21 protein-coding genes are annotated in these 26,209 nt (G+C 67.0%); 10 read left to right on the plus strand and 11 right to left on the minus strand.

The features are described 5' to 3' along the window. Positions 1-770 precede the first annotated feature (770 nt). The 3 genes from VHL31_RS18715 to mnmE all read left to right on the plus strand — a co-directional run bounded on the left by VHL31_RS18715 (position 771) and on the right by mnmE (position 3,217). The gene (locus VHL31_RS18715) at positions 771-941 is read left to right on the plus strand and encodes a hypothetical protein (protein WP_329662761.1); all 171 of its coding nucleotides are present in this window, start codon (positions 771-773) and stop codon (positions 939-941) included. A 660-nt stretch (positions 942-1,601) separates the two neighbouring features. Beyond that, positions 1,602-1,904 (plus strand): DUF6489 family protein, encoded by a 303-nt coding sequence (locus VHL31_RS18720; RefSeq protein WP_329662762.1) that lies wholly within the window; start codon positions 1,602-1,604, stop codon positions 1,902-1,904. Beyond that, positions 1,823-3,217 (plus strand): tRNA uridine-5-carboxymethylaminomethyl(34) synthesis GTPase MnmE, encoded by a 1,395-nt coding sequence (mnmE, locus tag VHL31_RS18725; RefSeq protein WP_329662763.1) that lies wholly within the window; start codon positions 1,823-1,825, stop codon positions 3,215-3,217. Before VHL31_RS18720 ends, mnmE begins: the two co-directional genes overlap by 82 nt. A 24-nt stretch (positions 3,218-3,241) precedes the next feature. Here the strand turns inward: mnmE and VHL31_RS18730 are convergent, their stop codons facing one another. Then, the gene (locus VHL31_RS18730) at positions 3,242-5,749 is read right to left on the minus strand and encodes a cation:proton antiporter (protein ID WP_329662764.1); all 2,508 of its coding nucleotides are present in this window, start codon (positions 5,747-5,749) and stop codon (positions 3,242-3,244) included. Between the two features lie 100 nt (positions 5,750-5,849). Here VHL31_RS18730 and mnmG point away from each other — a divergent pair, with 100 nt between their 5' ends. Genes mnmG through VHL31_RS18750 form a run of 4 tightly spaced genes read left to right on the plus strand, consistent with a single transcriptional unit; the run spans position 5,850 to position 10,042 of the window. Continuing rightward, positions 5,850-7,709, plus strand: coding sequence for a tRNA uridine-5-carboxymethylaminomethyl(34) synthesis enzyme MnmG (gene mnmG, locus VHL31_RS18735; protein WP_329662765.1), 1,860 nt, complete (start codon positions 5,850-5,852; stop codon positions 7,707-7,709). After that, the gene (gene rsmG, locus VHL31_RS18740) at positions 7,706-8,353 is read left to right on the plus strand and encodes a 16S rRNA (guanine(527)-N(7))-methyltransferase RsmG (RefSeq protein ID WP_329662766.1); all 648 of its coding nucleotides are present in this window, start codon (positions 7,706-7,708) and stop codon (positions 8,351-8,353) included. Before mnmG ends, rsmG begins: the two co-directional genes overlap by 4 nt. Further along, on the plus strand, positions 8,319-9,137 hold the full coding sequence (locus VHL31_RS18745) for an AAA family ATPase (RefSeq protein WP_329662767.1): 819 nt from the start codon (positions 8,319-8,321) through the stop codon (positions 9,135-9,137). Before rsmG ends, VHL31_RS18745 begins: the two co-directional genes overlap by 35 nt. Further along, positions 9,134-10,042 carry a ParB/RepB/Spo0J family partition protein gene (locus tag VHL31_RS18750; RefSeq protein ID WP_329662768.1) on the plus strand — a complete coding sequence of 303 codons (909 nt, stop codon included), beginning with the start codon at positions 9,134-9,136 and terminating at the stop codon, positions 10,040-10,042. The genes VHL31_RS18745 and VHL31_RS18750 overlap by 4 nt, the downstream gene beginning before the upstream one ends. A gap of 130 nt (positions 10,043-10,172) precedes the next feature. Here the strand turns inward: VHL31_RS18750 and VHL31_RS18755 are convergent, their stop codons facing one another. Then, the gene (locus tag VHL31_RS18755) at positions 10,173-11,003 is read right to left on the minus strand and encodes a helix-turn-helix transcriptional regulator (protein WP_329662769.1); all 831 of its coding nucleotides are present in this window, start codon (positions 11,001-11,003) and stop codon (positions 10,173-10,175) included. A 103-nt stretch (positions 11,004-11,106) separates the two neighbouring features. Here VHL31_RS18755 and VHL31_RS18760 point away from each other — a divergent pair, with 103 nt between their 5' ends. Further along, positions 11,107-11,535, plus strand: a complete 429-nt coding sequence (locus tag VHL31_RS18760; RefSeq protein ID WP_329662770.1) for a hypothetical protein — start codon at positions 11,107-11,109, stop codon at positions 11,533-11,535. Here the strand turns inward: VHL31_RS18760 and VHL31_RS18765 are convergent. Next, positions 11,526-13,301 carry a long-chain fatty acid--CoA ligase gene (locus VHL31_RS18765; RefSeq protein WP_329662771.1) on the minus strand — a complete coding sequence of 592 codons (1,776 nt, stop codon included), beginning with the start codon at positions 13,299-13,301 and terminating at the stop codon, positions 11,526-11,528. The genes VHL31_RS18760 and VHL31_RS18765 overlap by 10 nt on opposite strands. A gap of 93 nt (positions 13,302-13,394) precedes the next feature. On the opposite strand from VHL31_RS18765, the gene VHL31_RS18770 reads away from it, so the two are divergent. Beyond that, positions 13,395-15,257, plus strand: coding sequence for a M3 family oligoendopeptidase (locus tag VHL31_RS18770; protein WP_329662772.1), 1,863 nt, complete (start codon positions 13,395-13,397; stop codon positions 15,255-15,257). After that, entirely contained in the window at positions 15,241-16,626 is a 1,386-nt protein-coding gene (locus tag VHL31_RS18775) for an AarF/ABC1/UbiB kinase family protein (RefSeq protein WP_329662773.1), read from the plus strand. The genes VHL31_RS18770 and VHL31_RS18775 overlap by 17 nt, the downstream gene beginning before the upstream one ends. 7 nt (positions 16,627-16,633) lie before the next feature. On the opposite strand, the gene VHL31_RS18780 is transcribed toward VHL31_RS18775, so the two are convergent. The 8 genes from VHL31_RS18780 to VHL31_RS18815 all read right to left on the minus strand — a co-directional run bounded on the left by VHL31_RS18780 (position 16,634) and on the right by VHL31_RS18815 (position 26,192). Beyond that, entirely contained in the window at positions 16,634-18,085 is a 1,452-nt protein-coding gene (locus VHL31_RS18780) for an aldehyde dehydrogenase family protein (RefSeq protein WP_329662774.1), read from the minus strand. After that, positions 18,082-18,516 (minus strand): type II toxin-antitoxin system VapC family toxin, encoded by a 435-nt coding sequence (locus VHL31_RS18785; RefSeq protein WP_329662775.1) that lies wholly within the window; start codon positions 18,514-18,516, stop codon positions 18,082-18,084. The genes VHL31_RS18780 and VHL31_RS18785 overlap by 4 nt, the downstream gene beginning before the upstream one ends. Further along, positions 18,513-18,791, minus strand: coding sequence for a FitA-like ribbon-helix-helix domain-containing protein (locus VHL31_RS18790; protein ID WP_329662776.1), 279 nt, complete (start codon positions 18,789-18,791; stop codon positions 18,513-18,515). The genes VHL31_RS18785 and VHL31_RS18790 overlap by 4 nt, the downstream gene beginning before the upstream one ends. A 50-nt stretch (positions 18,792-18,841) precedes the next feature. After that, positions 18,842-19,660: an SDR family oxidoreductase gene (locus VHL31_RS18795; RefSeq protein WP_329662777.1), complete on the minus strand. Its 819-nt coding sequence runs from the start codon at positions 19,658-19,660 to the stop codon at positions 18,842-18,844. Then, entirely contained in the window at positions 19,653-20,708 is a 1,056-nt protein-coding gene (locus tag VHL31_RS18800) for an N-acetylneuraminate synthase family protein (RefSeq protein ID WP_329662778.1), read from the minus strand. The genes VHL31_RS18795 and VHL31_RS18800 overlap by 8 nt, the downstream gene beginning before the upstream one ends. 111 nt (positions 20,709-20,819) lie before the next feature. Beyond that, the gene (locus VHL31_RS18805) at positions 20,820-21,818 is read right to left on the minus strand and encodes a hypothetical protein (RefSeq protein WP_329662779.1); all 999 of its coding nucleotides are present in this window, start codon (positions 21,816-21,818) and stop codon (positions 20,820-20,822) included. Next, a complete protein-coding gene (locus tag VHL31_RS18810) occupies positions 21,805-25,302 on the minus strand; it encodes an ATP-binding cassette domain-containing protein (protein WP_329662780.1) in 3,498 nt (1,165 codons plus the stop codon). Before VHL31_RS18810 ends, VHL31_RS18805 begins: the two co-directional genes overlap by 14 nt. Beyond that, entirely contained in the window at positions 25,302-26,192 is an 891-nt protein-coding gene (locus tag VHL31_RS18815; RefSeq protein ID WP_329662781.1) for an ABC transporter permease, read from the minus strand. The genes VHL31_RS18810 and VHL31_RS18815 overlap by 1 nt, the downstream gene beginning before the upstream one ends. Between the last annotated feature and the right edge of the window lie 17 nt (positions 26,193-26,209).

The following is a 26,209-nucleotide window of genomic DNA, read 5'->3' on the forward strand; positions in this document are numbered from 1 at the left end:
ACCTTCGTCACCGCCTGCAGCTTTGCCAGGCACTACAGTGGCGGACGCCTTTCAAGGCCATCGGCGACGCCTGGAAGGACAACCCCTCCATCTTCAGAAGCGGCCCGCACCACCTCATCCCGGAACCAACCAACTAGGGAAAGGCTGCAGGCCACCCTGGCCCTCCCACCTTCGTGTTCCTCGATGCTTGAGCGCCAGAGGCGGCAAGGTCACCAGCACCAACATGGTCAGTCGCCATGGCTGGTGGCCGAAGATCCGGCGCCTGGCCAGCCATGGCCATACCGGCCTCGCCCTTCGTCAACAGATCGGGGACCCGGGCAGCCAGCCAGTGATCCCGTCAAGGCGGCAGGCGACACAGGCCGCCCGTACTGCCTGGATCGACGCCAACAACACAGCAACCTCCTTCACTGGCGTCCTCTGCCCTGCCGTCTTACCTGACTGGCGCAGAGGCTGACGAAGTGCAGCTGTCTCCGTGCATCGCCGTTCCGCTTGAACCCGACAAGCGGCCTCACCCGTGACAACGGGAGCTGGCCAGGAGCCAAGAATCCGAACGACGTTGGGCGCGCCAACTTGGGCTGGGTGGTGACCACGAAGTGGCGGGGCAGGGGTACGGTCGTCATCCTGCCGTGACCATGCCACATCCAGGATTAAGGAAGTGTTAGCATCCGCCACACTCGCTTGATGTTCTATATATGTTCTTATAGTGTGGCGGCATGAAAAACCCTCCCGAAGCCGACGTCGCGGACCTTCGTGTAGTGGGACGCGACCACTTGGCTCACGTCATCGCGCGAGCGCTCGACGTGAGTACCCGCAGCCACCAGCATCGGATTCCGGTGGCCCAACGCTACGACTTGGCCGAGCAGATCGCGGATTCGATCGAACTGCTTGGCTGGCAGGTCCTGCGGCCACATCGGGATCCGGCTCGGCGGGATGGCAGCTGACTGGACGCTGCTCGTCGCGTTGGCTCAAGCCTTCGATGTGTAGCCTCTGCACGAGTTCATTCCGGTTGACTCGGGCGACCGCCCCTGGCTTCAGGCCCACGGGTCGGCGTTGGGAGCGCCAAGCTCTGTAGGCGGAGGTGGTGATGAGGCCGGCTGGCCGAGGTGGAGATGGCGACGTCCTGTGCAGTGTTGCAGGGCCATGATGCAGTGGCCGGTGGAGCCCAGCGTGGAGTGCCAGTCGGCCGGGCATGACGAGCAACCCCGGCGGCTGCACGGACGGGCGTCGGGCTGCTTGAAGCCGACCATCATGGCAGCCTCGGTACCGCGACGTGCAGAGGAGGCGGCAGGACAACCGGCATCATCCCTATCGACGTCATGTCCGTCCATGTTTCCATGGTCGCCGCACCACCCATGGCCGTCTCACCTCCACCACATGCTGCCGCCTTACGGCCGGGTACGGCCGATGGACATCGGTCTGCACCGGCTCGCCGATGACCATGATCGCCCTTTGCTACTCCAGCACCTCTGCTGGCGGCTTTCCGCAAGGCCACGCCGATGTTTCGTCCGCTCGCAACTTTCGGCGGTCTGGCGCCCCTTGCCCCGACGTCAGGAGCGATCGTTCAAGATGACCGTTCCAGACCAGCCGCCGGCGCCGTAAGGATGAGGCGGCTCATCATGGACGGCGAGGCGACAATGAAGGTCAGCATCGACATCGACTGCACACCGGAAGAGGCACGCCAGTTCCTGGGTCTGCCGGACGTGGCGCCGATGCAGAAGAGCCTGATGGACACGCTGGAAAAGCGGCTGTCGGACGCGATCAACGCCACGGATACCAAGCAGTTGATGGAAACCTGGCTGCCGCTCTCCAAGGGACTGGAGCAGTGGCAGACGATCTGGACCCAGATGATGGCGACCGCTACCGGCATGCGGCCGCCGAACCCGACGAAGGACGAGAAGAGCTGAGCCAGGACACGATCTGGGCCTGGGCGACACCGCCTGGTCGCTCGGCCCTGGCGGTCCTGCGTATCTCGGGGCCCGCTGTCGGCAATGTGCTGCATGCCTTGGGCGTCCGGGTGCTGCCCGCGCCACGTCGGGCCAGCCTGGCACGGCTGGTCGATCCGGCCGATGGTCAGCCGATCGACCAAGCGATCGTGCTGCGGTTTCCCGCTCCGGCCAGCTTCACCGGCGAGGATCTGGTGGAAATCCAGCATCATGGCGGCCTCGGCGTCCGACGGATGTTGGCGAACGTCCTGGCGCACATGCCATCGCTCCGTCCGGCCGAGGCTGGCGAGTTCACGCGCCGCGCCTTTCTCGCCGGCAAGCTTGGTCTCTCCGAAGTCGCCGGGTTGGGCGACCTCGTCGATGCGACCACCGCAAGAGCCGCCCGACATGCCCTCCTGCGGCTGGAAGGGGAGGTGTCTCGGCAGGTCGAGGCATGGTCCGACCAGTTGCTCGGGCTTCGGGCGGAGATCGAGGCCGACCTGGATTTCGCCGCCGATCAGGCCGATGTGACGGCGGGGGCGCTCGGGCGTGCGGGACCCCGACTGGAACTGCTTCGGGATCAACTCCGGAAGGCGGTCCAATCGGCTGGCGCCGCGACACGGCTACGGGAGGGGTTCGTCGTGGCCGTGACCGGCCGGCCCAATGTCGGCAAGTCCAGCCTTGTCAACCTGCTGGCGGGGCGGGAGGTGGCGATCGTGACCGAACGGCCGGGCACGACGCGGGACCCGATCGAGGTGGAACTCGACCTCAATGGTCTGCCGGTCACGCTGATCGATACCGCCGGTCTGCGCGAGACGGACGATCCCATCGAGCAGGAAGGTATCAGGCGAGCCAGGGAGAAGGCCGCCGGTGCGGACCTTGTGATCGAGCTGGTCGATGCCCGGGACATGCCTCCCGCCGTCGTTGACTGCCCCAACCATCTGATCGTGGTGAATAAGGCCGACCTGGTGCCGGATCGGTGGGCGATGCTCGCAATCTCCTGCCGGACAGGTACCGGGATCGACGAGCTGCTGGCAGCAATCGCGGCGCGACTGGACAAGGACCTGCCGGCTGAGCTCGGGGCGGTGCCGGCCGATGCACGCGGGCAAGCGGCGGTGTCGCAGGCCCTGGAAGCGGTCGAGCAGGCCCTGGCAGCGCTGCCGCTGGCCGAACCTGTCCTCGTAGCGGAAGAGCTGCGGGCGGCGGCCCTGGCGTTGGCCAGACTCACCGGTCTCGGCGGTGACCCGGAGGACGTGCTGAGCGCGATCTTCGCCCGGTTCTGCATCGGCAAGTGACGAGCTGATGTTTCACGTGAAACATCAGCCTGGTTCAGTCTCCGGCATATGCACCACGCCCAGCCGTTCGGCCGCCACCCGCCTGATTGCATCGGCCGCTTGCGGATCGGCTCGCAGGAAGCGCTCGAACACGACTGTGTGCAACTCGAGCAGCTGGCAATAGCCAAGGGCCACGACGTCGTTGCGGCGCGGCTCATGCGTGATCAAACCGAGTTCACCAAAGAAATCGCCGGTACCGAGGCGGATCGGCTCGGGCAGCACGACCTCCACCGCACCACTGGCGATGAAGAACATCCGGTCACCCGCTTCACCCTGGCGGACGATGCGCTCCCGGGGGAGTGCGAGCCGCGGCCGCAGCAGCCGGCTCATGGCAGCCAACTGTTCCGGATCCAGGTCCTGAAACAACGGCAGATCGTGCAGGAGGCTCGGCACGTCCATGCGCAGGTCCAGCTTCGGTGCCTTCTCCAGTCGGCGCTTCCGCTCCCGCAAGGCCTCCATCAGGTCCCGGTAGACTGGTGGGGTGATCAGTCGTTCCTGCAGCATCTGGCCATACGCATCTTCCTCCATGCGCAGCGCGGCCCGATCCATGTAACGTGTGCGCAGCGCCTCGGCATACTCCGGGTACTGAAGCTCCAGCGCCTCGAAACTCCGCTCGGTCTGTTCGCGCCGGGCCTGGACAACGTGAAGCGCAGTTTCCGCAACGCGTCGCTCGAACAGCATCGGCAGCCGGCTCTCGGCAAAATCCTCGACCTCGCTCAGCACGCGGCGGCTGACCAGCATCACCTCGAACCGGTCCGCCAGCCTCATGGCGAGCGGCCCCGACCAGCGCAGCGTTCGCTGCAACCAGACCGACGCGCGCAGGAAGACGTCGAACTGGCTGAGCCGCTTGGCCTGCGATCGGTAGCCCCTGGCTCCGTCCGTCTGCAGCGCGTCCTGAAGCTGATCAGTATTGCTGAGCAGCTGGGAGGCGGTGCGCCGGCCGACCAGTGCGCGGCCAATTTCCGCCACATAGAGTTCAGCCTCGTGCCGGGTGAGGGTGAGCAAGGCGGCCGAGAGCTGCTGCGCCAGCATATCGTCGCCAAGCGGCGCTACCCGGCGCGGGGTGGCCATCCGCGCCTTGTAGAGGCGGTCGATCTCCGGTGACGTATCCGGGTTGATCCCGAGCCGGCCCGCCTCCGTCCTGAGCTGGTCGAGCATGTTCGACTGGCTGAGTTCGATGGCCCGGTCGCGCACCATCCGTTCCAGGGGCCCCAGCTGGTTGAGGCCAAGCCAGCCGATCAGCGCCCGCAGCGTGGTCCCCTGCACGAACAGGGTGAACAGCACGTAGGAAACAGCCACGACCTCGACCAGGTGCTGCACGTCCTCCCCGATTCCGTCGATCTCCGTAACCGCCAGGGCCAGCGCGAGGGTGACCGCGCCGCGCAGCCCGCCCCAGAGCATCACCGCGCGGTAGGCGCTGCGAATCGGCTTGGCGAGCTTCAGCGCGGCCAGCAGCGGGATGACCACGTAGAGGACGAAGATGCGTGCGACGAACGTCGCCGCGATCAGGATCACCAGGAGGAGCAGGTCGCCCAGATGGAAGTCGGCCAGCACCTTCGGGATCAGCATCGCAGCCAGCACGAAGACCAGCGATGCCGCCCAGAAGCCCAGTTGCTGCCAGATCTGCTGGATGGCAGCCCAGGCCGGCGCACTCACCCGGCGCCGCCCGAGAAAGCCGAACACGACCCCGGCTGCAACGGTCGCCACTACGCCGGAGATGTGCAGCACGTGCTCGCCAACGATGTAAGCGAGATAGGCGAGCGCCAGCGACAACGTGATCTCGGCCGGTCCGGCGCTGTCCAGCTTGGTGAGCAGGGCTGCCCCCAGCCGGCCGAGGACCACACCGAACAGACCGCCGCCGATGAAGTCCCAGACGAAGGTCGATGCGATCACGGCTGGATGGCCGTCGCCGCCGACCTGGAGCACCGAGACGAACGCACCGAACAGGGCGATCGCGGCCGCGTCATTGAGAAGACTTTCGCCCTCGACCAAGTCGGAAAGGCGTCGTGGCGCGCCCACTTCCCTGAAGACGCCGATGACCGCAATCGGGTCCGTGGTTGCAACGACCGCGCCGAGCAACAGGCAGCCTGCCAAGGGAACGACAGTGAACGGATTGAGCGACAGGCCAACGACGACCGTCGTCACCAGAACAGCTAGGACGGCCATGGTCAGGACCGGAACGGCATCGTCCCGCAGGGCACGTGCATCCAGGCTGATCGAACTCTCGAACAGGAGCACCGGCAGGAAGACCAGCAGCAGGGTGTCTGGTGGAATGCTGAGGCTCGCAAGGCTGTTCACGAGCGCGCTGAAGATCACCGGCAGTTCGTCGGCGTAGCGGCCATGCGCCAGAAATAAGCCGCCGCCGATGAGCATCCCGGCCAGTGCCAGCACGGTGGTTGCGGGCAGGCGCAGGCGCTCGGCGAGCGCCGGCACGAAAGCGGACAGACCTAACAGCGCCGAGATCGCCAGGACGGCCAGCACGATCGAGGACATGGTGTTTCCCTGCGTCTCGCTTTCGCCTATCACGCCGATGGCCCCGATGCGAAGCACCCTGCGATCACGTGGAACGGCACGTGACCGAATGTGAATGATCATGAAAATCGTCGACGTCATCGTCATTGGCGGAGGCCATGCGGGCGTGGAAGCCGCGGCGGCTGCCGCCCGATCCGGTGCAAGAACCGTGCTGCTGACCCAGCGCGCAGAGTCGGTCGGCCGGATGTCGTGCAATCCCGCGATCGGCGGGCTCGGGCGCGGCCAGCTCGTCCGCGAGGTCGACGCCCTGGACGGAGTGATGGCCCGAGCCATCGATGCGGCCGGCATCCAGTTCCGCCTGCTGGCGGCCGACAAGGGCGCGGCCGTGCGGGCACCGCGGGTCCAGGCCGATCGCTGCGCCTACGAGCAGGCAGTGCAGGCGCTGCTGGCCGACCAGCAGGGACTGGAGATCGTGGAAGGCGAAGCGGCCGACCTGCTGGTGCAGGGCGACCGGGTCGCGGGGATCGTCGACATCACCGGACTGAAGATCAAGGCCGGTGCCGTCGTCCTGACCACCGGCACGTTCCTGCGCGGCGAGATCCACCTGGGCGATGAGCGGCGCCCAGCCGGGCGCCGTGGTGAGCATCCATCGGTGCGCCTCGCGCAGCGCCTCGCGTCCACGGGCATCACGATGGGGCGCCTGAAGACCGGGACACCCCCGCGCCTCTTGCGGGACAGCATCGACTGGGATGGACTCGAGGCGCAGCCGGGCGACGATCCGCCCGTGCCGATGTCCTATCTGACCCGGGCCATTACGCGGCCACAGATCGAGTGCCGCATTACCTGGACCAATCCGTCGACCCATGCGCTGATCACGGCGGATCTCGCGCGCTCGCCGGTCTATTCCGGCCAGATCAGCGCCGGTGGCGTGCGCTACTGCCCGTCCATCGAGGATAAGGTAGTACGGTTTGCGGACCGGACGCGCCACCAGATCTTCCTGGAGCCGGAAGGTGCGGATGATCCGCTCGTGTATCCAAACGGCATTTCCACGGCGTTGCCGCGCGACATTCAGCTGGCCCTGGTCCGGTCGATTGCCGGCCTAGCAAGGGCGGAGATCGCCCAGTTCGGCTATGCGATCGAGTATGACCATGTCGACCCACGTGAACTTGGTCCGAGCCTGGAGGTGAAGCGCCTGCCGGGGCTGTTCCTGGCTGGCCAGATCAACGGGACCACCGGCTACGAGGAAGCAGCGGGGCAAGGCATCCTCGCCGGGATCAACGCGGCGCGATCGGCGGGAGGCGAATCCGGAATCGTATTGGATCGTGGCGAAGCCATGATCGGCGTGATGGTCGACGATCTCGTCACCCGCGGGGTTACCGAGCCCTACCGGATGTTCACGAGCCGCAGCGAGTTCCGCCTTCGCCTGCGGGCCGACAATGCCGACCAGCGGCTGACCGGGCGGGGGATCGAACTCGGGGTGGTCGGACCCGAACGTGCAGCGGCCTATCGGGCCAAGGTAGAGCGATTGGCACAGGCACGGTCGATGATGTCGGCGCTCAGCGTCAGCAGCTCACAGGCGGCGTCGGCTGGTATTACAGTCAACCCCGATGGCCGGCGCCGGAATGGCTTTGACCTGCTGCGGCAACCGGAGGTCGGCCCGACGCAGCTGTTCGGCCTCGCGCCGGCGCTGGAGACCATGCCAGGAGAGATTCTGGAGCAGCTGGTCATCGAGGCACGGTACGCCACCTATCTACAGCGACAGGAGGCGGAGGTCCGGAGGTTCCGGGCGCAGGAAGAACTCCGCTTGCCGGCAGATCTCGACTATGGGGCCATTCCCGGGCTCAGCGCCGAGGTCGTGGCCGTGCTGCGCCGCGTCCGGCCCAACTCGCTCGGCGCTGCGGCCCGCCTGCCCGGCATCACGCCCGCTGCAACGGCGCGACTTCTGCGGTACGTCGAGCGGCGAGCGGACCATGCGGCATGAACCAGGATCGTCCGCTTTCACCCGAGGACTGTGCGGCGCTCCTCGATGTTTCACGTGAAACACTTGCACGGCTCGAGCAGTGGGTCGAGTTGCTGGCCATGTGGCAGCAACGGATCAACCTGGTATCGGCCACGACACTGCGCGATCCGTGGCGACGGCATGTGCTCGATGGCGGGCAGCTGCTGCGCCACGCGCCGGCTGCTGCCATCTGGGCAGACCTGGGCACGGGTCCCGGTGTCCCCGGCATGATCCTCGCCATCATGGGCGTGCCGCAGGTGCATCTCGTTGAGAGCGACCAGCGCAAGGTCGCCTTTCTTCGCGAGTCCGCCCGGGTCACCGCCACCAAGGTCACGATCCATGCCCGGCGGATCGAGCAGGCCGACATGCCGCCGGCCGACGTGGTGACGGCCCGGGCCCTGGCGCCGCTCGACAAACTGCTTGGTTTGGCCAAACCGCATATGGGTCCTGCCACGGTAGGGCTCTTTCCCAAGGGTGAAGGGCTCCCGGCGGAATTGACCGAGGCAGCGCGGCACTGGCATATGAAGCCGGACGTCCTGCCGAGCCTCTCCGATCCGAGGGGCAACATCCTGCGCGTCTGCGAGGTTGCACGTGTCGACGGTCGTCGAGTTCAAGAGCGGTCCTAAAGCCCGCATCTTCGCCATCGCCAATCAGAAGGGCGGCGTCGGCAAGACGACCACCACCATCAACCTGGGCACGGCGCTGGCGGTCGCCGGCAAGCGTGTGCTGGTGGTCGATTTCGACCCGCAGGGCAATGCCTCCACTGGGCTGGGTGTCGACCGCTCAGTGCGGACCGTCACGGCCTACGAGATCATCACGGGCCAGGCGCCGGTGGCTGATGCACTGACGGAAACCGCCGTTCCCGGTCTTACCCTAATCACCTCGACCGTCGACCTCTCGGCCGCCGAGGTCGAACTGGTCGACGACGGCAAGCGAAATTTCCGCCTGCGCGATGCGCTGCTGCGGCTGGAAGACCGGTTCGACTACGTGCTGATCGACTGCCCGCCATCGCTGGGCGTCCTCACGGTCAACGGCCTAGTGGCGGCGCACGCCGTGATCGTGCCCCTGCAGTGCGAGTTCTTCGCGCTGGAAGGACTCAGCATGCTGCTGCGGACGGTGGAGCGGGTCCGACGGACCTTGAACCCGCGTCTGCAGATGCACGGCATCGTGCTGACCATGTTCGACCGGCGCAACAACCTGTCCGAGCAGGTGGCCGAGGATGTGCGGAGCTTCATGGGCGAGCGTGTCTACGAGACCGTGATCCCGCGAAATGTCCGTATCTCCGAGGCGCCCTCGCATGGTAAGCCCGTGATGATCTACGATGTCCGGTCGGCGGGTGCGGTGGCCTATGCCCATCTGGCCGGCGAAATGCTGAGACGGGACCGACGCATGGTGGCGGCAACGCGGTGAAGCACGAGACCGATCATCCCGTTCGTAAGCGCGGCCTCGGGATGGGGCTCTCCGCGCTCCTGGGGGACGACGCCGTCACGATCTTCGACAGTGAGGAGCAGGCAGCCAGGCCATCCTCGCGGTCATCGCGGATGGTGCCGATCGAGCAGCTGGCACCCTCGCCCCATCAGCCGCGCCGCCGGTTCGACGAGGCCGAGCTCGACTCGCTGGCCGATTCGATGCGGCGGCACGGTTTGCTCCAGCCCTTGCTGGTGCGGCCTGCCGGCGACGGACGCTACGAGATCGTCGCGGGCGAACGCCGCTGGCGAGCGGCCCAGCGGGCCGGTCTCGACGAGGTGCCGGTGCTCGTCCGCGAGCTTGGCGAGCGGGACACGCTGGAGATCGCACTGGTCGAGAACGTCCAGCGCAAGGATCTGACGGCCCTGGAAGAGGCGGACGGCTATCGCCGGCTGATCGAAGAGTTCGGCCATACCCAGGACGAAATTGCCACGGCACTCGGCAAGAGCCGCAGCCATGTCGCCAATACCATGCGCCTCCTGGCCTTGCCCGAGCCAGTCCGCCTGCTGCTCGACCAGGACAAGCTGACGGCGGGCCATGCCCGTGCCCTGCTCGGCGCCGCCGACCCGGTCAGATTGGCCGAGACGGTGATCGCCAACGGGCTGAGCGTCCGGCAGACGGAGGACCTAGTCCGCCGCGAGCAGGCGACGGCCGGTTCGGCCAAGCGCAGCACCACCGCACCCACCGCCGACCCTGACGTGAAGGCGTTCGAGGAACGCCTGTCCCGGCGGTTCGGACTGCCCATTGCCATCCGGCAGAACAAGGATGGCGGCGAACTGGTGATCCGTTGGCGGACGCTGGACCAGCTCGACCGCTTCCTGCATCAGGCTGGCGGCGACGACAGCTGATGCCAAGCTGGCTGATGGCAAGCGACTGAAAACTGTCTTCGTGGTTGCTGCCGATCTGGCCAGCCCGGCCGGAGCAGGGACGGGCAAGTGCCCGGTTCCTCAGGCTGCACGGGATCCTATGCTGCCGGGGCTAGCCGCTCGCAGACGCGCCCGCAGGACCTTCCTGCATGCTGTCCACCAACCGGCGCATCGTGGCGGCGGTCGCCTCATCCGCGGGAAAGAACGTCTCCAGCGCCAGCTCGGCCAGGGTGATGTCGATCGGTGTGCCGAACACGGTCGTGGTGCTGACAAAGGCGAGGGGACCGTGACGCGTGGCCAGATGCAGCGGCACGGCGATCCCGGGCTCGCGTGAGGTCGTGCCGCGCTGCTGGATCGTATCCGGCTTGGGATAGGCCGCCAGTTCCTCGAACAGGGCGGCCAGGTTCGGGTCGGCGGACAGTTCCAGCTCCCGATGAAGCCGCGACAGGAGATGGGCGCGCCACTCGCTGAAATTGGTGATCCGTGGTGCCAGCCCATCGGGGTGGAGCGCCAGCCTGAGCGCGTTGATCGGCGGGCGAAGCAGGGCCTCGCCAATGCCTTCGAGCAGCGGCAGGATGGCACGGTTGTGCGCCAGGATGGTCCAGTGCCGGTCCACCGCCAGCGCAGGGTGAGGCTCGTGCCCGGTCAGGATGGTGTCGATGACCTTGCGGGCCGCGGCCAGGGCAGGGTCCGACAAGGGCCGCTCGGGGAACACCGGCGCATAGCCGGCGGCGACCAGCAGGATGTTCCGGTCGCGCAAGGGCACCTCCAGGCGATCGGCCAGCTGCAGGAGCATCTCGCGGCTGGGCTGGGCGCGGCCCGTCTCGAGGAAGCTCAGATGCCGGGCAGAAATCTCGGCCTCCAGCGCCAGGTCCAGCTGGCTGAGCCGTCGGCGCTGCCGCCAAGTTCGTAATAGGTCGCCAACGGGTTGAGTCATGGTCATGACGTGAACCTACCGTCGCAACGTCCGCCCCGCGATGACCTCGAAGGTAATCGACGCAAGCGTCGGTGCGGGTGACATAGGGGCTCCACCAAGGAGATCCGCAATGACCACGCTCTGCCCGTCGAGGTTCCTGCGCCGCGTGCTGCTGGCGAACGCTGCCGGCAACGGGGCGCTGGGGGCGGCCGCGATCCTCTTCACCTCCCAGCTGGAGGACCTGCTCGGCCTGCCTCCCCTCGTGCTCAGCGCTGCCGGCATCTATCTGGTGCTGCACGCTGCCCTGGTTGGCTGGCTCGCCAGCCGCGAAACGCTGCCGAGTGCCGCCATCTGGGCGCTGATGGCGTTCAACGCGATGTGGTCATTCGAGAGCATCGTGCTGCTGGCCTTCGGATTCGTCCGGCCGACCAACCTTGGCATCCTCGTCGTCTGCGCGGAAGCATGGATCGCGCTGTTGTTCGTGGAACTGCAGCATGCCGGGATGCACCGCTCGACCAGGCTGCGCACCGGTCGGCAGGATGCCATCGGTCAGTCGTAGAGGTCCCGGATCTGGCTTTCGTAGCGCGCATAGATCAGCGAGCGTCGCAGCTTTAGGCTGGGCGTCATCAGCCCGTTATCCGTCGTGAACGGCTCGTCCAGCAGCTGCCAGCGCCGGATACGCTCGATCGCCGACAGGTTCTCGTTGGCCTGCTTGATGCCCTCGGCCATGGCCTTGCGGAACTCCTCGTCCTGGACGAGTTCCGCAAGCTCGGCCGACTTGCCGCGTGCCTTCGCGAACTGCTTGGCGAACTCGGCTTCCGGGACGATCAGCGCCACCAGGAACGGCTTGCCGTCGCCGTAGATCACCACCTGCCCGACCTCCGGGCGCAGGCCCAGGACGCCCTCGACCCGCTGCGGGCTGACATTGTCGCCGCCCGAGACGACGATGATGTCCTTCTTGCGGTCGGTGATCTTCAGGTAGCCGTCCTCGTCGAACATGCCGACATCGCCCGTGTGCAGCCAGCCTTCACGCAGGGCATGCCGCGTCGCCTCCTCGTCGCGCCAGTAGCCCTTCATGACCAGGTCGCCGGCCACCAGGATCTCGCCATCCTCGGCGATCTTCACCTGCACGCCCTTCAAGGGCGGTCCCACCGTGTCCAGCTTGACCGCACCGGGCGGGTTGACCGCCACCACGGGCGACGCTTCCGTCTGCCCGTAGCCCTGGAGGATCGGCAGGCCCAGTGCATGGAAGAACATGCCGACATCCTGGTTCAAAGGGGCACCTCCGCTCACCAGCGCCTTCAGCCGCCCGCCGAACCGGCCGCGGATCTTGTCGCGCACGAGCCGGTCCAGCAACTGGTCGGCGATCGAGTCGACGAGGCCCAGCCTGCCCTGCTCATACTTGCGCTTGCCCAGCTCGATCGTCTTGGCGAACAGCCTTGCCTTAAGCCCGCCCTGCCGCTGCACCTCCGCATTGATCCGCTGGCGCAGGACCTCGTACAGGCGGGGTACGCAGGTCATGATGGTCGGACGCGCTTCCAGCAGGTTCGTGCGGATCGTCTCGGTACCTTCCGCGTAGTAGATCTCCGCCCCCAGCGCGATCGGGAGGAACTGGCCGGCCGTGTGCTCGTAGCTGTGCGACAGCGGCAGGAACGAAAGGAACACCTCGTCGCCCAGGCCGATCCGCAGGAGAAGGTCGTGCGCACCCATCAGGTTGGCCATGATGTTGCGATGCGTGAGCATCACGCCCTTCGGCCGTCCGCCGGTGCCGCTCGTATAGATCAGGCAGGCGATGTCATCGGGTGCCGCCGGGGAGATCTCCGGCACCGCCGACGACCGTGAGCCAAGCGCCAGGGCGTCCTTCCACGTGAAAGCCGACACGGGCAGGGCGCCCACGTCCTTCAACGGCTCCATGAACAAGACGGTCTGGGCCGTGCCTGTCTGGTTCATGGCAGGGATCAGCCGCTTGGCCAGCGAGCGGCCCGAGCAGATGACCAGCTTGGCTTGGCTGTGGGAGAGCAGGTAGGCATGATCGTCGATCGTGTTGGTCGTGTAGGCCGGCACGGTGATCCCGCCCAGCGTCACCACCGCCAGATCGGCGATGCACCATTCCGGCCGGTTTTCCGACACGAGCAGCACGCGGTCGCCTGCCTCGACACCGAGCTGGGCCAGTGCCCTCGCCAGGTTCTGGACGTCATCGGCGACGTTGCGGAACGAGGACGACCGGTAGGTGCCGTTGCTCTTGGCCCAAAGAAAGGGTGCCTCGCCCTTCCGCTGCACGGTCTTCTGGAACATCTCCACGAGGTTGCCGCCAAAATCGGTCACGCACGCGCCTCCCCCGTGTCATGTTGGCACCTTCGGGTGAATCTCACCCGGGGAACCCTTATATGCTGCCCACGCGCGTAAGGGAGAACCAGGGTGCTGTCGACTCGTCTGGACTGGATCAGGGACACCGAGACTTCCGCGGCGGCAGGGTTGCCGAGGGAACAGCAGGGACCGGCCTGGGACCTTACCGACCTCTATCCCAGCCGCACCGATCCGCAGATCCAGGCCGACCTCGCCGCGTGCAAGGCGGAAGCCGAACGGATCGCCAAGAGCTGGCAAGGCCGCGTCGCCACCTTGTCAGGCGACGAGTTGGCCGAGCTGATTGAGGCATATGAGGCACTGGACGACCGTCTGGGCCGCCTCGCCGCGTTCGCGCAGCTCCTGTTCGCGGCTGACCGCGACGATGCGGAGATCGGCCGCTTCTATCAGGGCGTCCAGGAGCAGATCACGGCGGTGTCGTCGACGACCCTGTTCGTGACGCTGGAGATCAACAAGGTCGAGCAGGCGGACCTCGACGCCAAGCTCGACGCCTCCCCGCGCGTCGCCCGCTTCCGGCCGTGGCTGCGCGACACGCGTGCCTGGCGGGAGCACCAGCTGGAGGATGCGGTCGAGAAGGTCCTGCTGGAGAAGTACGTCACCGGCCGCTCGGCCTGGGTGCGGCTGTTCGACGAGACGATGGCGGGCCTGCGCTTCCCCTTCGAGGGCAAGGACCTCACCAGCCAGGAGATCTTCGACAAGCTCTCCTCCAAGGACCGCGGGGTTCGCGAGGCCGCCGCCACCTCGATCGGGGCGGTGCTGGCGAAGAACCAGAAGCTATTCGCGCGCATCACCAACACGCTGGCCAAGGACAAGCAGATCGAGGACGGCTGGCGGAAGTTCCCCCGCCCGATCAGCGCCCGCAACCTGTCCAACCAGGTCGAGGACGAGGTCGTCGACGCATTGATCTCGGCCGTGCAGTCCACCTACCCCAAGCTCTCGCACCGTTACTACGCGCTGAAGGCGAAGTGGCTGGGCCTGGAGCAGCTGGAGTACTGGGACCGCAACGCGCCGCTGCCGGAGGAGTCCGACACGCGGCTGCCCTGGAACCGGGCCATGGGCTTGGTGGTCGACGCCTATGGCCGCTTCTCGCCGAAGCTCGCCGGGATCGTCCAGGACTTCTTCGAGCGCAACTGGATCGACGCTGAGCTGCGCCCAGGCAAGGACAGCGGCGCCTTCTGCCACCCGACCACCACCTCGGCACATCCCTACGTGCTGATGAACTACCAGGGCCGCACGCGCGACGTGATGACCCTCGCCCACGAGCTGGGCCATGGCGTGCACCAGGTCCTGGCGGCCAAACACGGTCCGCTCATGGCCAGCACGCCGCTGACCCTGGCGGAAACCGCCTCGGTGTTCGGCGAGCAGCTGACGTTCCGATCCCTGCTGGACGCCACGCAGGACCGCAGCGAGCGGCGCGTGCTGCTCGCCAGCAAGATCGAGGACATGCTGAACACGGTCGTTCGCCAGATCGCGTTCGTGGAGTTTGAGCGACGGGTGCACGATGCAAGAAAAACGTCCGAACTGACGCCGACAGAGATCTGCAAGATCTGGATGGACGTACAAACAGAGAGCCTCGGGCCGGCGTTCCGGTTCAGGCAGGACTACGAGACCTTCTGGTCCTACATCCCTCACTTCATCCACTCGCCGTTCTATGTGTATGCCTATGCCTTCGGTGACTGTCTCGTGAACTCGCTCTACGCGGTGTACGAGCAGAACCCGGACGGCTTCGAGCCGAAATACCTGGAACTCCTGGCCGCGGGCGGAACGCTCCGCCACAAGGAGCTGCTGGCGCCCTTCGGCCTAGACGCGACCGATCCCGACTTCTGGACCAAGGGTCTGGGCGTGCTCGAACGGTTCATCGACGAGCTTGCAACCGAATTGAAAGAGGCGGGAATCGCCGATGAGCACACCGCTTAAGACGCCTCCTCCCCCCGCTCCTTCCGAGAACAGCCTGGGCAACCGCGTCGCGCGCTATGCCCAGGTCGGTTCCTCGGTGGCGGGGCAGGCGGCCCGGATCGCCGGCAGCCGCCTGTTCAGCCGCGGGATGGACCGGGGCACCCATGCCAACGACTTGCGCGCAGCGCTTGGCGGCCTGAAGGGGCCGCTGATGAAGGTCGCGCAGATGCTGGCGACCATTCCGGATGCCCTGCCCCCGGAATATGCCGACGAGCTGGCCAAGCTGCAGTCCTCGGCACCACCCATGGGCAAGCCGTTCGTCCGTCGCCGCATGGCCTCCGAGCTGGGGCCCGACTGGCGGCAGCGCTTCGCCGAGTTCGACCTGGACGCCGCGGCCGCGGCGTCGCTGGGCCAAGTCCATCGCGCCACCCTCCCGGACGGCAAGGTACTGGCCTGCAAGCTGCAGTACCCGAACATCGAGGCGGCGGTCGATGCCGACCTTTCCCAGCTCAAGGTGCTGTTCGCTGTCTATCGCCGCTGGGACAAGGCGATCGACACGAACCTCATCTACGCGGAGATCGCCGACCGCCTGCGCGAGGAGGTCGACTACGAGCGGGAAGCCCGGCACATCAAGCTGTACCGGCACATCCTGCGCGACGAGCCGACGGTCTCTATTCCTGAGGTGATCGAGGACCTCTCCACGCGCCGCCTGCTCACCATGAACTGGCTGAGCGGCCGGCCGCTCATGGAGTTCCGGGATACCGACCAGGAGGTGCGCAACCAGATCGCGATCGCCATGTTCCGCGCCTGGTACATCCCGTTCTACCGCAGCGGCGTGATCCACGGCGACCCGCATCTGGGCAACTACACCGTCCGCGCGGACCACGGCGTGAACCTCCTGGACTTTGGCTGCGTCCGGGTGTTCCCGCCGTCCTTCGTGCGCGGCGTCATCGACCTGTACTGGGCGCTGGCGCGCGGCGACCGGGACCTCGCCGTCTCGGCCTATGAGCGTTGGGGCTTCAAGGGCCTCTCCAACGCCACGATCGACGTGCTGAACGAGTGGGCCGCCTTCCTCTATGCCCCGCTGATGAAGGACGAGCCCCGCCTCATCCAGCAGACCAACAGCGGCCAGTACGGCCGTGAGGTCGCGCAGAAGGTGCACCAGAAGCTGCGCGAGGTCGGTGGCGTCACGCCGCCCCGTGAGTTCGTCTTCATGGACCGCGCCGCCGTGGGCCTTGGCTCGGTGTTCATGCACCTGAAGGCCAACATCAACTGGTATCGCCTGTTCGTCGACCTGATCGGCGACTTCGACGAGGACGCCCTGCGCAAGCGGCAGGACGAGGCGATGAGCCTCGCCGGCCTGACAGGCGTGACGGCCGACCCGGTCTGAGCACCGCTCAGGTCTGGGCCGGGTCGACGTTCAGCGCGATGTTCTTCAGCTCGCTGTAGACGTCCAGGGCCTCCGTGCCGGGTTCCCGGCTGCCGTTGCCCGACAGGCCGCGGCCGCCGAACGGCATGTGCGCTTCGCTGCCATGGGTCCCGGCATTGATGACGGTGACGCCCGCCCGCACCCGCTCGCAGAACAGGAGCCCCCGGTCGAACGAGCGGGTGTGGATGCAGGCGGTAAGCCCGAACGGCGTGCCGTTGGCGAGCTCGACCGCATGGTCGAAGCTCGTCGCCCGGTAAAGGCAGGTGATCGGGCCGAACAGCTCCGTCTCGGTGATCTCGTCGTCTGGCCCGAAATTCTCGATGATGGTCGGCATCATGAAGTAGCCCGGCCTGTCCATCCGGCTGCCGCCGGCCAGCACGACCGCACCCTTCTCCTTGGCCCGCTCGATTGCCGCCAGCATGTTGCCGAGCTGGCGCGCGTTGATCACCGGCCCCAAATCGTCCGTGTCGGCGTTGCCGAGCTTCAGCGCCTCGGTCGCCGCGACGAACTTCGCCTTGAAGGCATCAAAGATCGCGTCGTGCAGGATGATCCGGCTGCCGGCCGCACAGCGCTGCCCGGCATTGCTGAAGGCAGAGAGCGCCGCCCAGCGCACGGCCTTGTCCAGGTCCGCATCATCCATCACCACGAACGGGTTCTTCCCGCCCAGCTCCAGGCTGATCTTCTTGAGCCGTGGCCCGGCCAGCTCCGCCAGCCGCCGTCCGACCCTGGTAGAGCCGGTGAAGCTCACGACATCCACCTCGTCATGCACCACGAGCGGCTCGCCCGCCTCGGCACCCAGCCCGTGCACCACGTTGAACAGACCCGCCGGCAGCCCTGCCTCCAGCGCCACCCGGGCCGTCCAGGACGCCGTAAATGGCGTGTCCTCCGCCGCCTTCAGGACGACGCCGTTGCCGCAGATCAGCGCCGGGAACAGCTTCCAGGCCACGTTGGCGATCGGCGTGTTGGCCGCGATGATCAGCCCGGCGACACCGGCCGGCGTGCGCACCGTCAGGTTGAGCTTGCCCGGCGTGCCCGAGGGGATGGTCCGCCCGAACAGCCGCTGCCCCTCGCCCGCGAAGAACCGCGCGCACTGCACGGCGGCACCAACCTCGCCCTTGCCTTCCTTCCTCGACTTGCCCGTCTCCGCCGCCACGACCGCGCCCAGTTCGTCCGCCCGAGCCTCCATCAGGTTCGCGATCGTGTGCAGGACCTGCCCGCGCTGTACCGCCGGTGTCGCTGCCCAGCCCGGCTGCGCTGCCTTGGCCGCCTTCACCGCGTCATCGACATCGGCCGCACCGGAGCGCGCGATGGTCGACTGCAGCTCGCCTGTCGCCGGATCGAACTTCTCGATCCGCCCGCCTCCGCGCGCCGCGACCTCCTTGCCGCCGATATGGTTGTCGAGGGTGCCGGGGATGGTCATGCGGAAGCCTTCGGATCAAACGGGTTGACAAGAGGAACGCCGAACGCGGCGAAGTCGTCGATGTCGCGCGTGGCGACGGTCATCGAGTGGACGGATGCGGTTGCGGCGATCTGTGCATCGGCCAGGGAAGGCGGCCTGCCCTTACCTTGGGCCAGCGCCCAAATTTCGCCGCACCGGATGGCAGCATCTTCACCGAAGCCCAGGATGTTGGCGCGAAAGATCCGCTGGCGAATATCGTCGAGCTTCGCCGCCAGCACGGTACGTCGGCGCCCAAGTGGCAGCCTTTCGACGCCGAAGACCATCTCCGCCAACGAGATGACCGAGATGAACAGCTGCGAGCTGTTCGTCGACATCACCCACAGCCTGACATTGTCGTCGGGCATGGGCTTCATCAACTCTGAGATGACGTTCGTATCGAGCAGGTACATCATCGCGTACGGTCGTAGGCCTCGTACGCGTCACTCTCGAACGGATTGGGCTCGACTGTGCGGTCGTCCGGAATATCCAGCTCGAAGCCTTCGGTGACCTGAGGCCCGCTGCGAAGGAACTGCCAGAAGGCCTCCCCCGTCAGGTTCTCGTCCGGCTTGGCCGCCTCCGCCAGCACCGCCCGCACCTCGGCCTCCATCGACCGGCCATGCGCCTTGGCCAGCTCCTTCAGCCGCGCGACCACCCAGTCGTCGACGTTGCGTACCAGGATCGTCGCCATGCTCATCTCCACCCGGTGCTAGCACATGCTAGCACAAGGCGGCGGCAAGGTCACCAGGCCGTCCAGCCGCCGTCGATCCGGAACTCGGCTCCGGTCGCATAGCGGGACGCATCCGACAGCAGGTAGACCATGATCCCGGTATAGTCGTCCGGCTCCGCCATCCGTCCGAGCGGCATCTTCTTCAGATACCCCTCCAGGAAGCGCGGATCCTGGTTGGCGAACACGCCGGCCAGCGTCACGCTGTTCACCCGTACCTGCCTGGGCGCCCAATAGGTCGCGAGATAGCGGGTCAGGTTGTAGAGGGCCGACTTGCTGGCGGAATAGGCCACCGGCTTGAAGAAGGTCTCGGTCTCGCTGCGCCGGTACTCGTAGATCGACTGGTCGGGCGAGACGACACCGTAGATCGAGCCGATCAGGACGATCGACCCGCGCCCCGACCTGGCCATGGCGCCGCCGAACACCTGGCAGCACAGCATGACGCCGGTGACGTTGACGTCCAGGACCTTGCGGAACGAGTCGACCGGGTAGTCCTCGAACGGCCCGTTCTCCGATGCCGGGGCACTTGGCGGGCTGTCCAGCGCCGCGTTGGCGATCAGCCCGAACGGTGTCCCAAGCTGCGCCTCGATCCGCTCCAGCGCTGCCACGAGCGCATCCCGATCCGTGACGTCGGCTGCCACCGCCAGGGCACGACCATCCGCACATGCAAGCTTGAGCTCGTCGGAGAGCTTGGAAACATCGTCATGCCGATCGAGGAGGGCGACCTTCGCCCCCCTCTGCACCAGAGCTTCCGCATAGGCGCTGCCGAGCTGGCCTAGCGCACCGGTCACCACGACGACGCGCCCGGTCAGGTCGAACAGCGGATCATGCACGGGCGAGCGTCTCGAACGAGATGTTGTCGTCGGCCGAGAGCGCCGCCGTCAGCTTCTGGCCAATCACCGCATTGATCTGATAGGGCGGCAGGCCGTCGTTCGGCGACTTGATCGCGATGTCCTCGCGGCTCAGCACGTGGCCGGCCGGCAGGTCGCGTGCCGCCACCAGCTTCTTGGCCATCTTGAAGAGCGGCTTTTCTTCCGACTTGTACTGCTTCTTCACGCCGTCGCCCATCGCGACCCGGGCGCGGCGCAGGTCGCGCACCAGCTTGCGCATGCCGACCGGCTCCAGCGAGAAGGCATGGTCGGTGCCCTTCATCGTGCGGTCGAGCGTGAAGTGCTTCTCGACCATCCGTGAGCCCAGCACGTAGCCGACCAGCGGCATCGAGATGCCGGAGTCGTGGCTCGAGAAGCCGATCACGATGTCCGGGAAGGCCTTGCGGTAGGTCTCGATCACCCGGAGGTTCAGTTCCTCCCAGGCCGGCGGGTAGCCGGCCGTGCACTGCAGGATGCAGAGCTGCCGGTTGATCGGCATGATCGTCTCATAGGCCCGCTTGACGTCGTCCATGGTGGCGCCACCGGTGGAGACGATCATCGGCTTGCCGAGCTTCGCGACATACTCGAGCAGCGGCGTGTTGATGATGTCGCCCGACGCGATCTTGAAGGCCGGCATGTCCAGCGCGTGCAGGAAGTCGGCGCTTTCGAAGTCGAAGGCCGTCGAGAAGAAGGAAATGCCCTTCTGCTTGCAGTAGTTGGCAAGCTCGACATACTGCTTGTCGTCGAACTCCAAGGCCTCGCGATGCTCGCCATAGGTCGAGCCGAAGGCGTTCTCGGAGTTGTACGAGCTCTCGTACATCTGCTTGGTGAACAGCGAGCGGTTCTCACGCTTCTGCAGCTTCACTGCATCGCAGCCGCAGGCGACCGCAGCGTCGATCATTTCCTTGCACTTCTCGACGCTGCCCTGGTGGTTGTGGCCCACCTCGGCGATCACGTAGGTGTCGGTATCATCGGCGATCCGCCGACCGGCGATCACGAGTTCACGAGACATCAACCACTCCAAAGAAGCCGAACGGCGCAACGGCGCCGCTGGACGTCTGCACAATGTCAGGGCAAGCCATAGGTGCGGTCTGGTAGCGCCGTCCGATGTCCCGAACAACTGTCATTGGTTCCCACCATCGATGAGCGGGACAATTCGCGCGGCGAGCGTGTGGCGCCCGGCATCGGCCATATGCTCGGTCGCCAGGTTCACATGAAAGAACGCCGTCTCCGGCAACAGCGCGTGAAGGTCGACAAACGCCGCCGAGGCCGGAAGCTGCCCTTGAACGACGGCCAAGTTGGCCCGGATCCGGCCGATCAACTCGTCGCCACAGATCCGTTGCGCCGCATGGACGTTGAGCGGCGTCGCATAGGCCACGACCTGGATGCCGAGCGCTGCCGCACGGGCGCAGAGGCCGGCCAGCGCCCGCAGCCTCGGATGGGAGGGCAGGAGCCTCTCCCCATAGTGCCAGCGCAGGAGCCGCCCCAGCCTCGCCTGGGCCGCCGCCTGGCCGGCACTCTCCGCCGGCCTGGAGGATGCGAGCCGCCTGAGCTCGCCCAGCCTGCCAAGGTCCCGCACCCCGGCGCTTCGCCGGTCATAGCCGGCGAACAGCTTGTGGTCGCCGACGACCCGCGGGATCGGTCCCACCATGTCCGCCGGCTGCCAAGCCTGGAGGGCCGCCTGCTCGGCCTGCAGCGCCCAGAGCGGGTTGCCGGTCCACTGGGTCGAGAACGCGCGGAGGTTGACCGGGAGGAGCAGGATCTTCGGCCTTTGCTCGAGCCGACCCTCGAACAGGGGCACCACGTGCTGCCAGAGCTCAGGCTGATGGGCCGATCCCGCCGACCAGACCAGAGCTCCAGGCCCGCCCGCCGCATCCTGCACCATCTGGCCGAGCGGCCGCTGGTCGACGTCCTGGTGGGCCACCCGGAACACCGAGCTGTCGCCGAGATACAAGACCCGCGGTGCCGGCGCTCCACGCCCATAGCCCAGCACCAGGTCGGCCAGCAGCGGGAACGGCCGTCCCTCCGATCCTGGAAAGACCATCTCCGGGATCGGCGGAACCTGGCTGCGCGCGCGCATGCGTCGCCGGAGGCCGAACGACACCATCTCAGTCGTCGCCAAGGCCCCGCCGCATCGCCAGCGGCTGGAAGCTGGAGGCATCCACGCCCTCGATCAGGCACAAGAGACAGGTGTGCCTGATCCGGAAGAGCGGGCGTTTCTTCGCGAAATCATGGGCGAAGCGGGCCACGCCCGGCGATTTGGCCGCGTAGTCGTGCCAGATCACGATCCCGCCCGGGCGCACCAGCTGCAGGGCACGCTCCGTGTCGGCCACGACCGCCGGATAGCTGTGGTCGGCATCCACGAACACCAGGTCCATCGTGCCGGCGAGTTCGCCGGGGTCGAAGGTCTGGCTGTCCGTCCACAGCTCGTGGATCCGCGCTTCCTCGGGCTGGCCGCGATAATAGGTGCCCAGCACCGGCGCGATGCGCGGATCGGCTTCAGGCGGAAGGTTCAGCGTCCAGACGCGAGCATCGGGCGCCGTCCTGGCGAGATTCAAGGTGGTGCGGCCCATATAGGTGCCGAACTCGAACATCCGTTTGGCACCGATCGCGCGGGCGATCGCCGAGACGAAGAGCAGGTCGACCTGGTTCTCGTGGGCGCTTTCCTGGTTGATGGCACCGATCGGGACGCTGATCTCCTCGATTCCGGCGAAGATCTCGGAGAGGTACAGCTCGCGTACCGCCGAGCTGGCCTGCCAGGCACGGAACAGCTCGTCCGCACCAGCTCCGGCATCCGCAGGCGCGGCTTCCAGATAGGCGGCCCAGTCGGCCACGTCCTTCAGCCGCAAGGTCACCTGGCCATGCACGTCGCGTACAGCGGCATCGTCCGGCGCTGCCGCCAGCAGGCTGTCCAGCCGCCTGAGGAACTCCTGGGCGCGGGCGCCGACCATTCGCATGGCGGCCCGCTGCTGCTCCCGGCCCCCCCAGTTCTCCTGGGCATGATCGACATAAGCGGTCAGGACCCCGGCCGGTCGACTGAACTCGGCAATGCTCGCCGCAACACTCTCCCGCTCCGCCAGCGAATGGTCGGCCAGCAGGTTCCAGCTGGGGTCGCCCTCGCAGGGAGGCAGGCCCAGCAGGACCGCGATCTCCGCTTCCCCCAGCGCATGGCTGGTGCGGGCGAGCACGGCATCCAGCTGCCGGGCGACCTTGCCGGCCAGCTCGTCATCTGCAGGGGCCAGAGCCTTCAGCGACGCGGTGCGCGCCGCGAACGCCTCGTTCCACTTCCTCAGCATCGCATACTGCGCCGGGTCGACAGGCGTTGCCTGGCCGGCCAGTTCGCCGACGGCCGCTTCCAGGGCGTTGAGCGGGTTGGCCAGCACGGCTAGGCGGTTCTGGACCGGCTTGTCGACCGGATCCCTCACCTTGTCCGGCGCACGCAGGGCATTGGCGATCGACACACGCTGCCAGGCCCGCCGCAGGCTCTGGACGCTGGTGCCAGGCTCGGCGGCGGCCATGAGCTCAGCCTGGTGCACGACATCGTCCAATTGGCGGGCAACCTGCTCGTGGACCCGCTCGGCGACCACATCGTCAGGGGCCGATGCCAGCAGGTCGTGCGCGCGGCGCAGCAGGCCGGCCGCCCGCGCCGCGATGATGCCTGCCGCCTTGCGCTGCCCCTCCTGGCCCTCCCAATGGTCCATGGCATGCCCGGCAAACCTCGCCAGGGCCGCGGTCGGCCGCGACAGTTCCGCGAGACTGGCCGAGACGCTGTTTCGCGTGGAAAGGCGTGGGTCCTCCGCCCCGAATCCGCGGTCCTCCGCCAGCGGCGGCACCGGGATCCCCAGCAGCATCGGGAGCTCGGCGTCGGCCAGATGCAGCCTCGTCCTGCTGATCGCCGCCTCGAGCTTGGCGGCGAAGGAATCGTTCCCAGGCACCGACGCCTTCAGCTCGGCCACGCGCGCCGCAAGGTCATCGAGCTCCTGGACGAGCTCCTCGTGCCGGCCCGGATCCACCGTCTGGCCCTGCTCCACCAGCTCACGGCTTGCGGCCTCCAGCGCGTTGAGAGCCGGTGCCAGGGCGGGGAGCGGGGGCGCGTCCTCTTCCCTGGTCAGGTTGAGCCTGATCCTGCCGAGCACGGCCTCGAACTGGGCGGCGACCTTGGCCGCATCCCGATCGTCCGCCGGGATCGACGCTGACAGCGCCGCGACCTGCGCCGCATGATCCTCGAGCTTGCGCACAAGCTCCAGGTGCTGGCCAGGATCTGCGAGCTGCCCCTGCGCGGCCAGGTCCCGGCTTGCCGCTTCCAGTGCGTTGACGGCCGGCGCCAGCGCGACGAGCTGGGACGTGATGCTCTTCTGCTTCGGCCGCTCGGGTTGTGACGGCTTTGGCGTTCCTGCCTCCGGCGGCCGGCTGTCCTTCCCGAACGACCAGCGATACTCGGCCAGGAGATCGCCCGACAGGCTGTTGGGCAGGCGGCCGGAGGGATAGAACGGCCCTTCCACCACGGGCAGCACCGCCGCACCGGTCACCTTGTCGACGGTCAGCCGGTCGATCTGGAAGGCCAGGTCGATCTCGTAGCGGCCGGGCATGAGCGGCAGCTTCGGCATGTCCAGGTAGCACCAGCCGTCGCGCTCGACCGTGCTGGGCGTGGCCGTCACCAGGTCGGCGGGCGTGGCGAACAGGCGCTGACCGCGCGCATTGTTGAAGGCGACATTGACGTTGACGCGCTCGCCCATCGGCGTGTCCGGGTCGAAGCGGTAGCGCAGCGCCATGCGCAACGGAGCGCCGGAACGGGCGAACTCGATCTTCCGGCCGTCCGGGTCCTGCAACTGGACTTCCTGGAAGCGCACGCCACCGGCACCGCTGCGGTCGTCCCGCTCCGCCAGCTCCTTCTTGTCCTTCTGGCCATGGACGAGGGCGTGGTACTTCTTGATGATCTCGCCGGTCGGGCCCAGCGCCACGCAATTGCCCTGGTTCAGCAGGAGCGCGCGGGGGCACAGCGTCGCCACCGCGTTCATGTTGTGGCTGACGAACAGTACGGTCCGGCCGAACTCGGTTGTCAGCTGGTTCATGCGCTTGAGGCAGCGGTCCTGGAACTCCATGTCGCCGACCGAGAGCACCTCGTCGATGAACATGACTTCCGGGTCGAGATGGGCTGCGACCGAGAAGGCCAGGCGGACGCGCATGCCGGAGCTGTAGTGCTTGACCGGCTGGTCGATGTAGCGCTCGACGCCGGAAAACGCGACGATCTCGTCGAAGCGCTTGCGCACCTCCGACGGCATCATGCCCAGCAGCGTGCCGTTCATGAACACGTTCTCGCGGCCGGACAGCTCGTCATGGAAGCCGGTCCCGACCTCCAGCAGGCTGGCGACCCGGCCGCGGATGATGGCGCGTCCCCTGGTGGGCTCGGTGATCCGGGCCAGGATCTTGAGCAGCGTGCTCTTGCCCGCACCATTCTTGCCGATGATCCCGATGACGTCGCCGGGCTCGGCCTTGAACGAGATGTCGTTCAGGACCCAGACGGTCTTTGCCTGGGTGTCGCCACGGCCGCGGTTCAGCACATAGCTCTTGGCGAGGTTCTCGACCTCGATGGCAGGCTGGCTCATCAGAAGTGGTCGACGATGTCGCGTTCGGTACGGCGGTAAAGCACCAGCGCATAGGCCAGCAGGCCGGCACCGGTCAGGAGCGTCCAGGCGATCGCCGAGATCGGCGGCAGGGCCTGCCCGGTGAGCGAGGCGCGGAAGCCCTCGACGATCACGGCGACGGGATTCATGCGGTAAAGCCAGAGCCAGCGTTCGGGAATGTAGGAAATCGGGTAGATCACCGGTGCCGTGTACATCCAGACCCGCATCACGATCGACATGATCATGCCGACATCGCGGTGGCGCACGCTCATCGAGGCCGCGAACAGGCCGACACCCGCCGTCCACACCAGCAGCAGCAGGAGCCAGAGCGGCAGGCTGAGAAGGCCGATGTTCGGCGCCAGGTGCTCGTCGGCGCCCATCAGGCCGGGGACGAGGCCGTAGACGAGCATGAGCACGATGCCGAACAGGAAGGCCGCCCCCATGTCGGCCGCTTCCACCACCGTCGCCACGATCGGCGGGACCAGGCGCGGGAAATAGACCTTGGTCATCATGCCGCGATAGGCGTTGAAGCTGGAGGAGACGCGCGTGGCCGCGTTCGAGAAGAACAGCCAGGCAATCAGGCCGGTATAGACATGGACGGGGTAGGGCAGGCTGCCCCGGTGCAGGTTCAAGACCAGGCCGAAGATCAGGACGTAGACCAGCATTTCGGAGAGCGGCTTGATCAGGAACCAGGCCCGGCCCAACGACAGGGCCCGGTAGCGGCCCTTCAGCTCCCGGCTCGCCAGGTAGATCACCAGGTGCCGAAAGGCCCACAGGTCCGCCCACATCGTGGCGAGGTCGACGACGCTCTTGTGTTCGATCACGAGAGTCGGCTGCGTCTGGTCCGGACGCGGCGACTGGATGACTGCCATGGATGGGGGACTCTCGG

It is taken from the genome of Geminicoccus sp. (genome assembly GCF_036263595.1).
GTDB lineage: Bacteria > Pseudomonadota > Alphaproteobacteria > Geminicoccales > Geminicoccaceae > Geminicoccus.

What these genes read in the sequence shown, in the direction of transcription:
- VHL31_RS18720 (WP_329662762.1), top strand. Translation starts at nt 1,602, where the DNA reads ATGAGGCGGCTCATCATGGACGGCGAGGCGACAATGAAGGTCAGCATC.
- VHL31_RS18730 (WP_329662764.1), bottom strand. Translation starts at nt 5,749, where the DNA reads ATGTCCTCGATCGTGCTGGCCGTCCTGGCGATCTCGGCGCTGTTAGGT.
- mnmG (WP_329662765.1), top strand. Translation starts at nt 5,850, where the DNA reads ATGAAAATCGTCGACGTCATCGTCATTGGCGGAGGCCATGCGGGCGTG.
- rsmG (WP_329662766.1), top strand. Translation starts at nt 7,706, where the DNA reads ATGAACCAGGATCGTCCGCTTTCACCCGAGGACTGTGCGGCGCTCCTC.
- VHL31_RS18755 (WP_329662769.1), bottom strand. Translation starts at nt 11,003, where the DNA reads ATGACCATGACTCAACCCGTTGGCGACCTATTACGAACTTGGCGGCAG.
- VHL31_RS18760 (WP_329662770.1), top strand. Translation starts at nt 11,107, where the DNA reads ATGACCACGCTCTGCCCGTCGAGGTTCCTGCGCCGCGTGCTGCTGGCG.
- VHL31_RS18775 (WP_329662773.1), top strand. Translation starts at nt 15,241, where the DNA reads ATGAGCACACCGCTTAAGACGCCTCCTCCCCCCGCTCCTTCCGAGAAC.
- VHL31_RS18780 (WP_329662774.1), bottom strand. Translation starts at nt 18,085, where the DNA reads ATGACCATCCCCGGCACCCTCGACAACCATATCGGCGGCAAGGAGGTC.
- VHL31_RS18785 (WP_329662775.1), bottom strand. Translation starts at nt 18,516, where the DNA reads ATGATGTACCTGCTCGATACGAACGTCATCTCAGAGTTGATGAAGCCC.
- VHL31_RS18790 (WP_329662776.1), bottom strand. Translation starts at nt 18,791, where the DNA reads ATGGCGACGATCCTGGTACGCAACGTCGACGACTGGGTGGTCGCGCGG.
- VHL31_RS18800 (WP_329662778.1), bottom strand. Translation starts at nt 20,708, where the DNA reads ATGTCTCGTGAACTCGTGATCGCCGGTCGGCGGATCGCCGATGATACC.
- VHL31_RS18810 (WP_329662780.1), bottom strand. Translation starts at nt 25,302, where the DNA reads ATGAGCCAGCCTGCCATCGAGGTCGAGAACCTCGCCAAGAGCTATGTG.
- VHL31_RS18815 (WP_329662781.1), bottom strand. Translation starts at nt 26,192, where the DNA reads ATGGCAGTCATCCAGTCGCCGCGTCCGGACCAGACGCAGCCGACTCTC.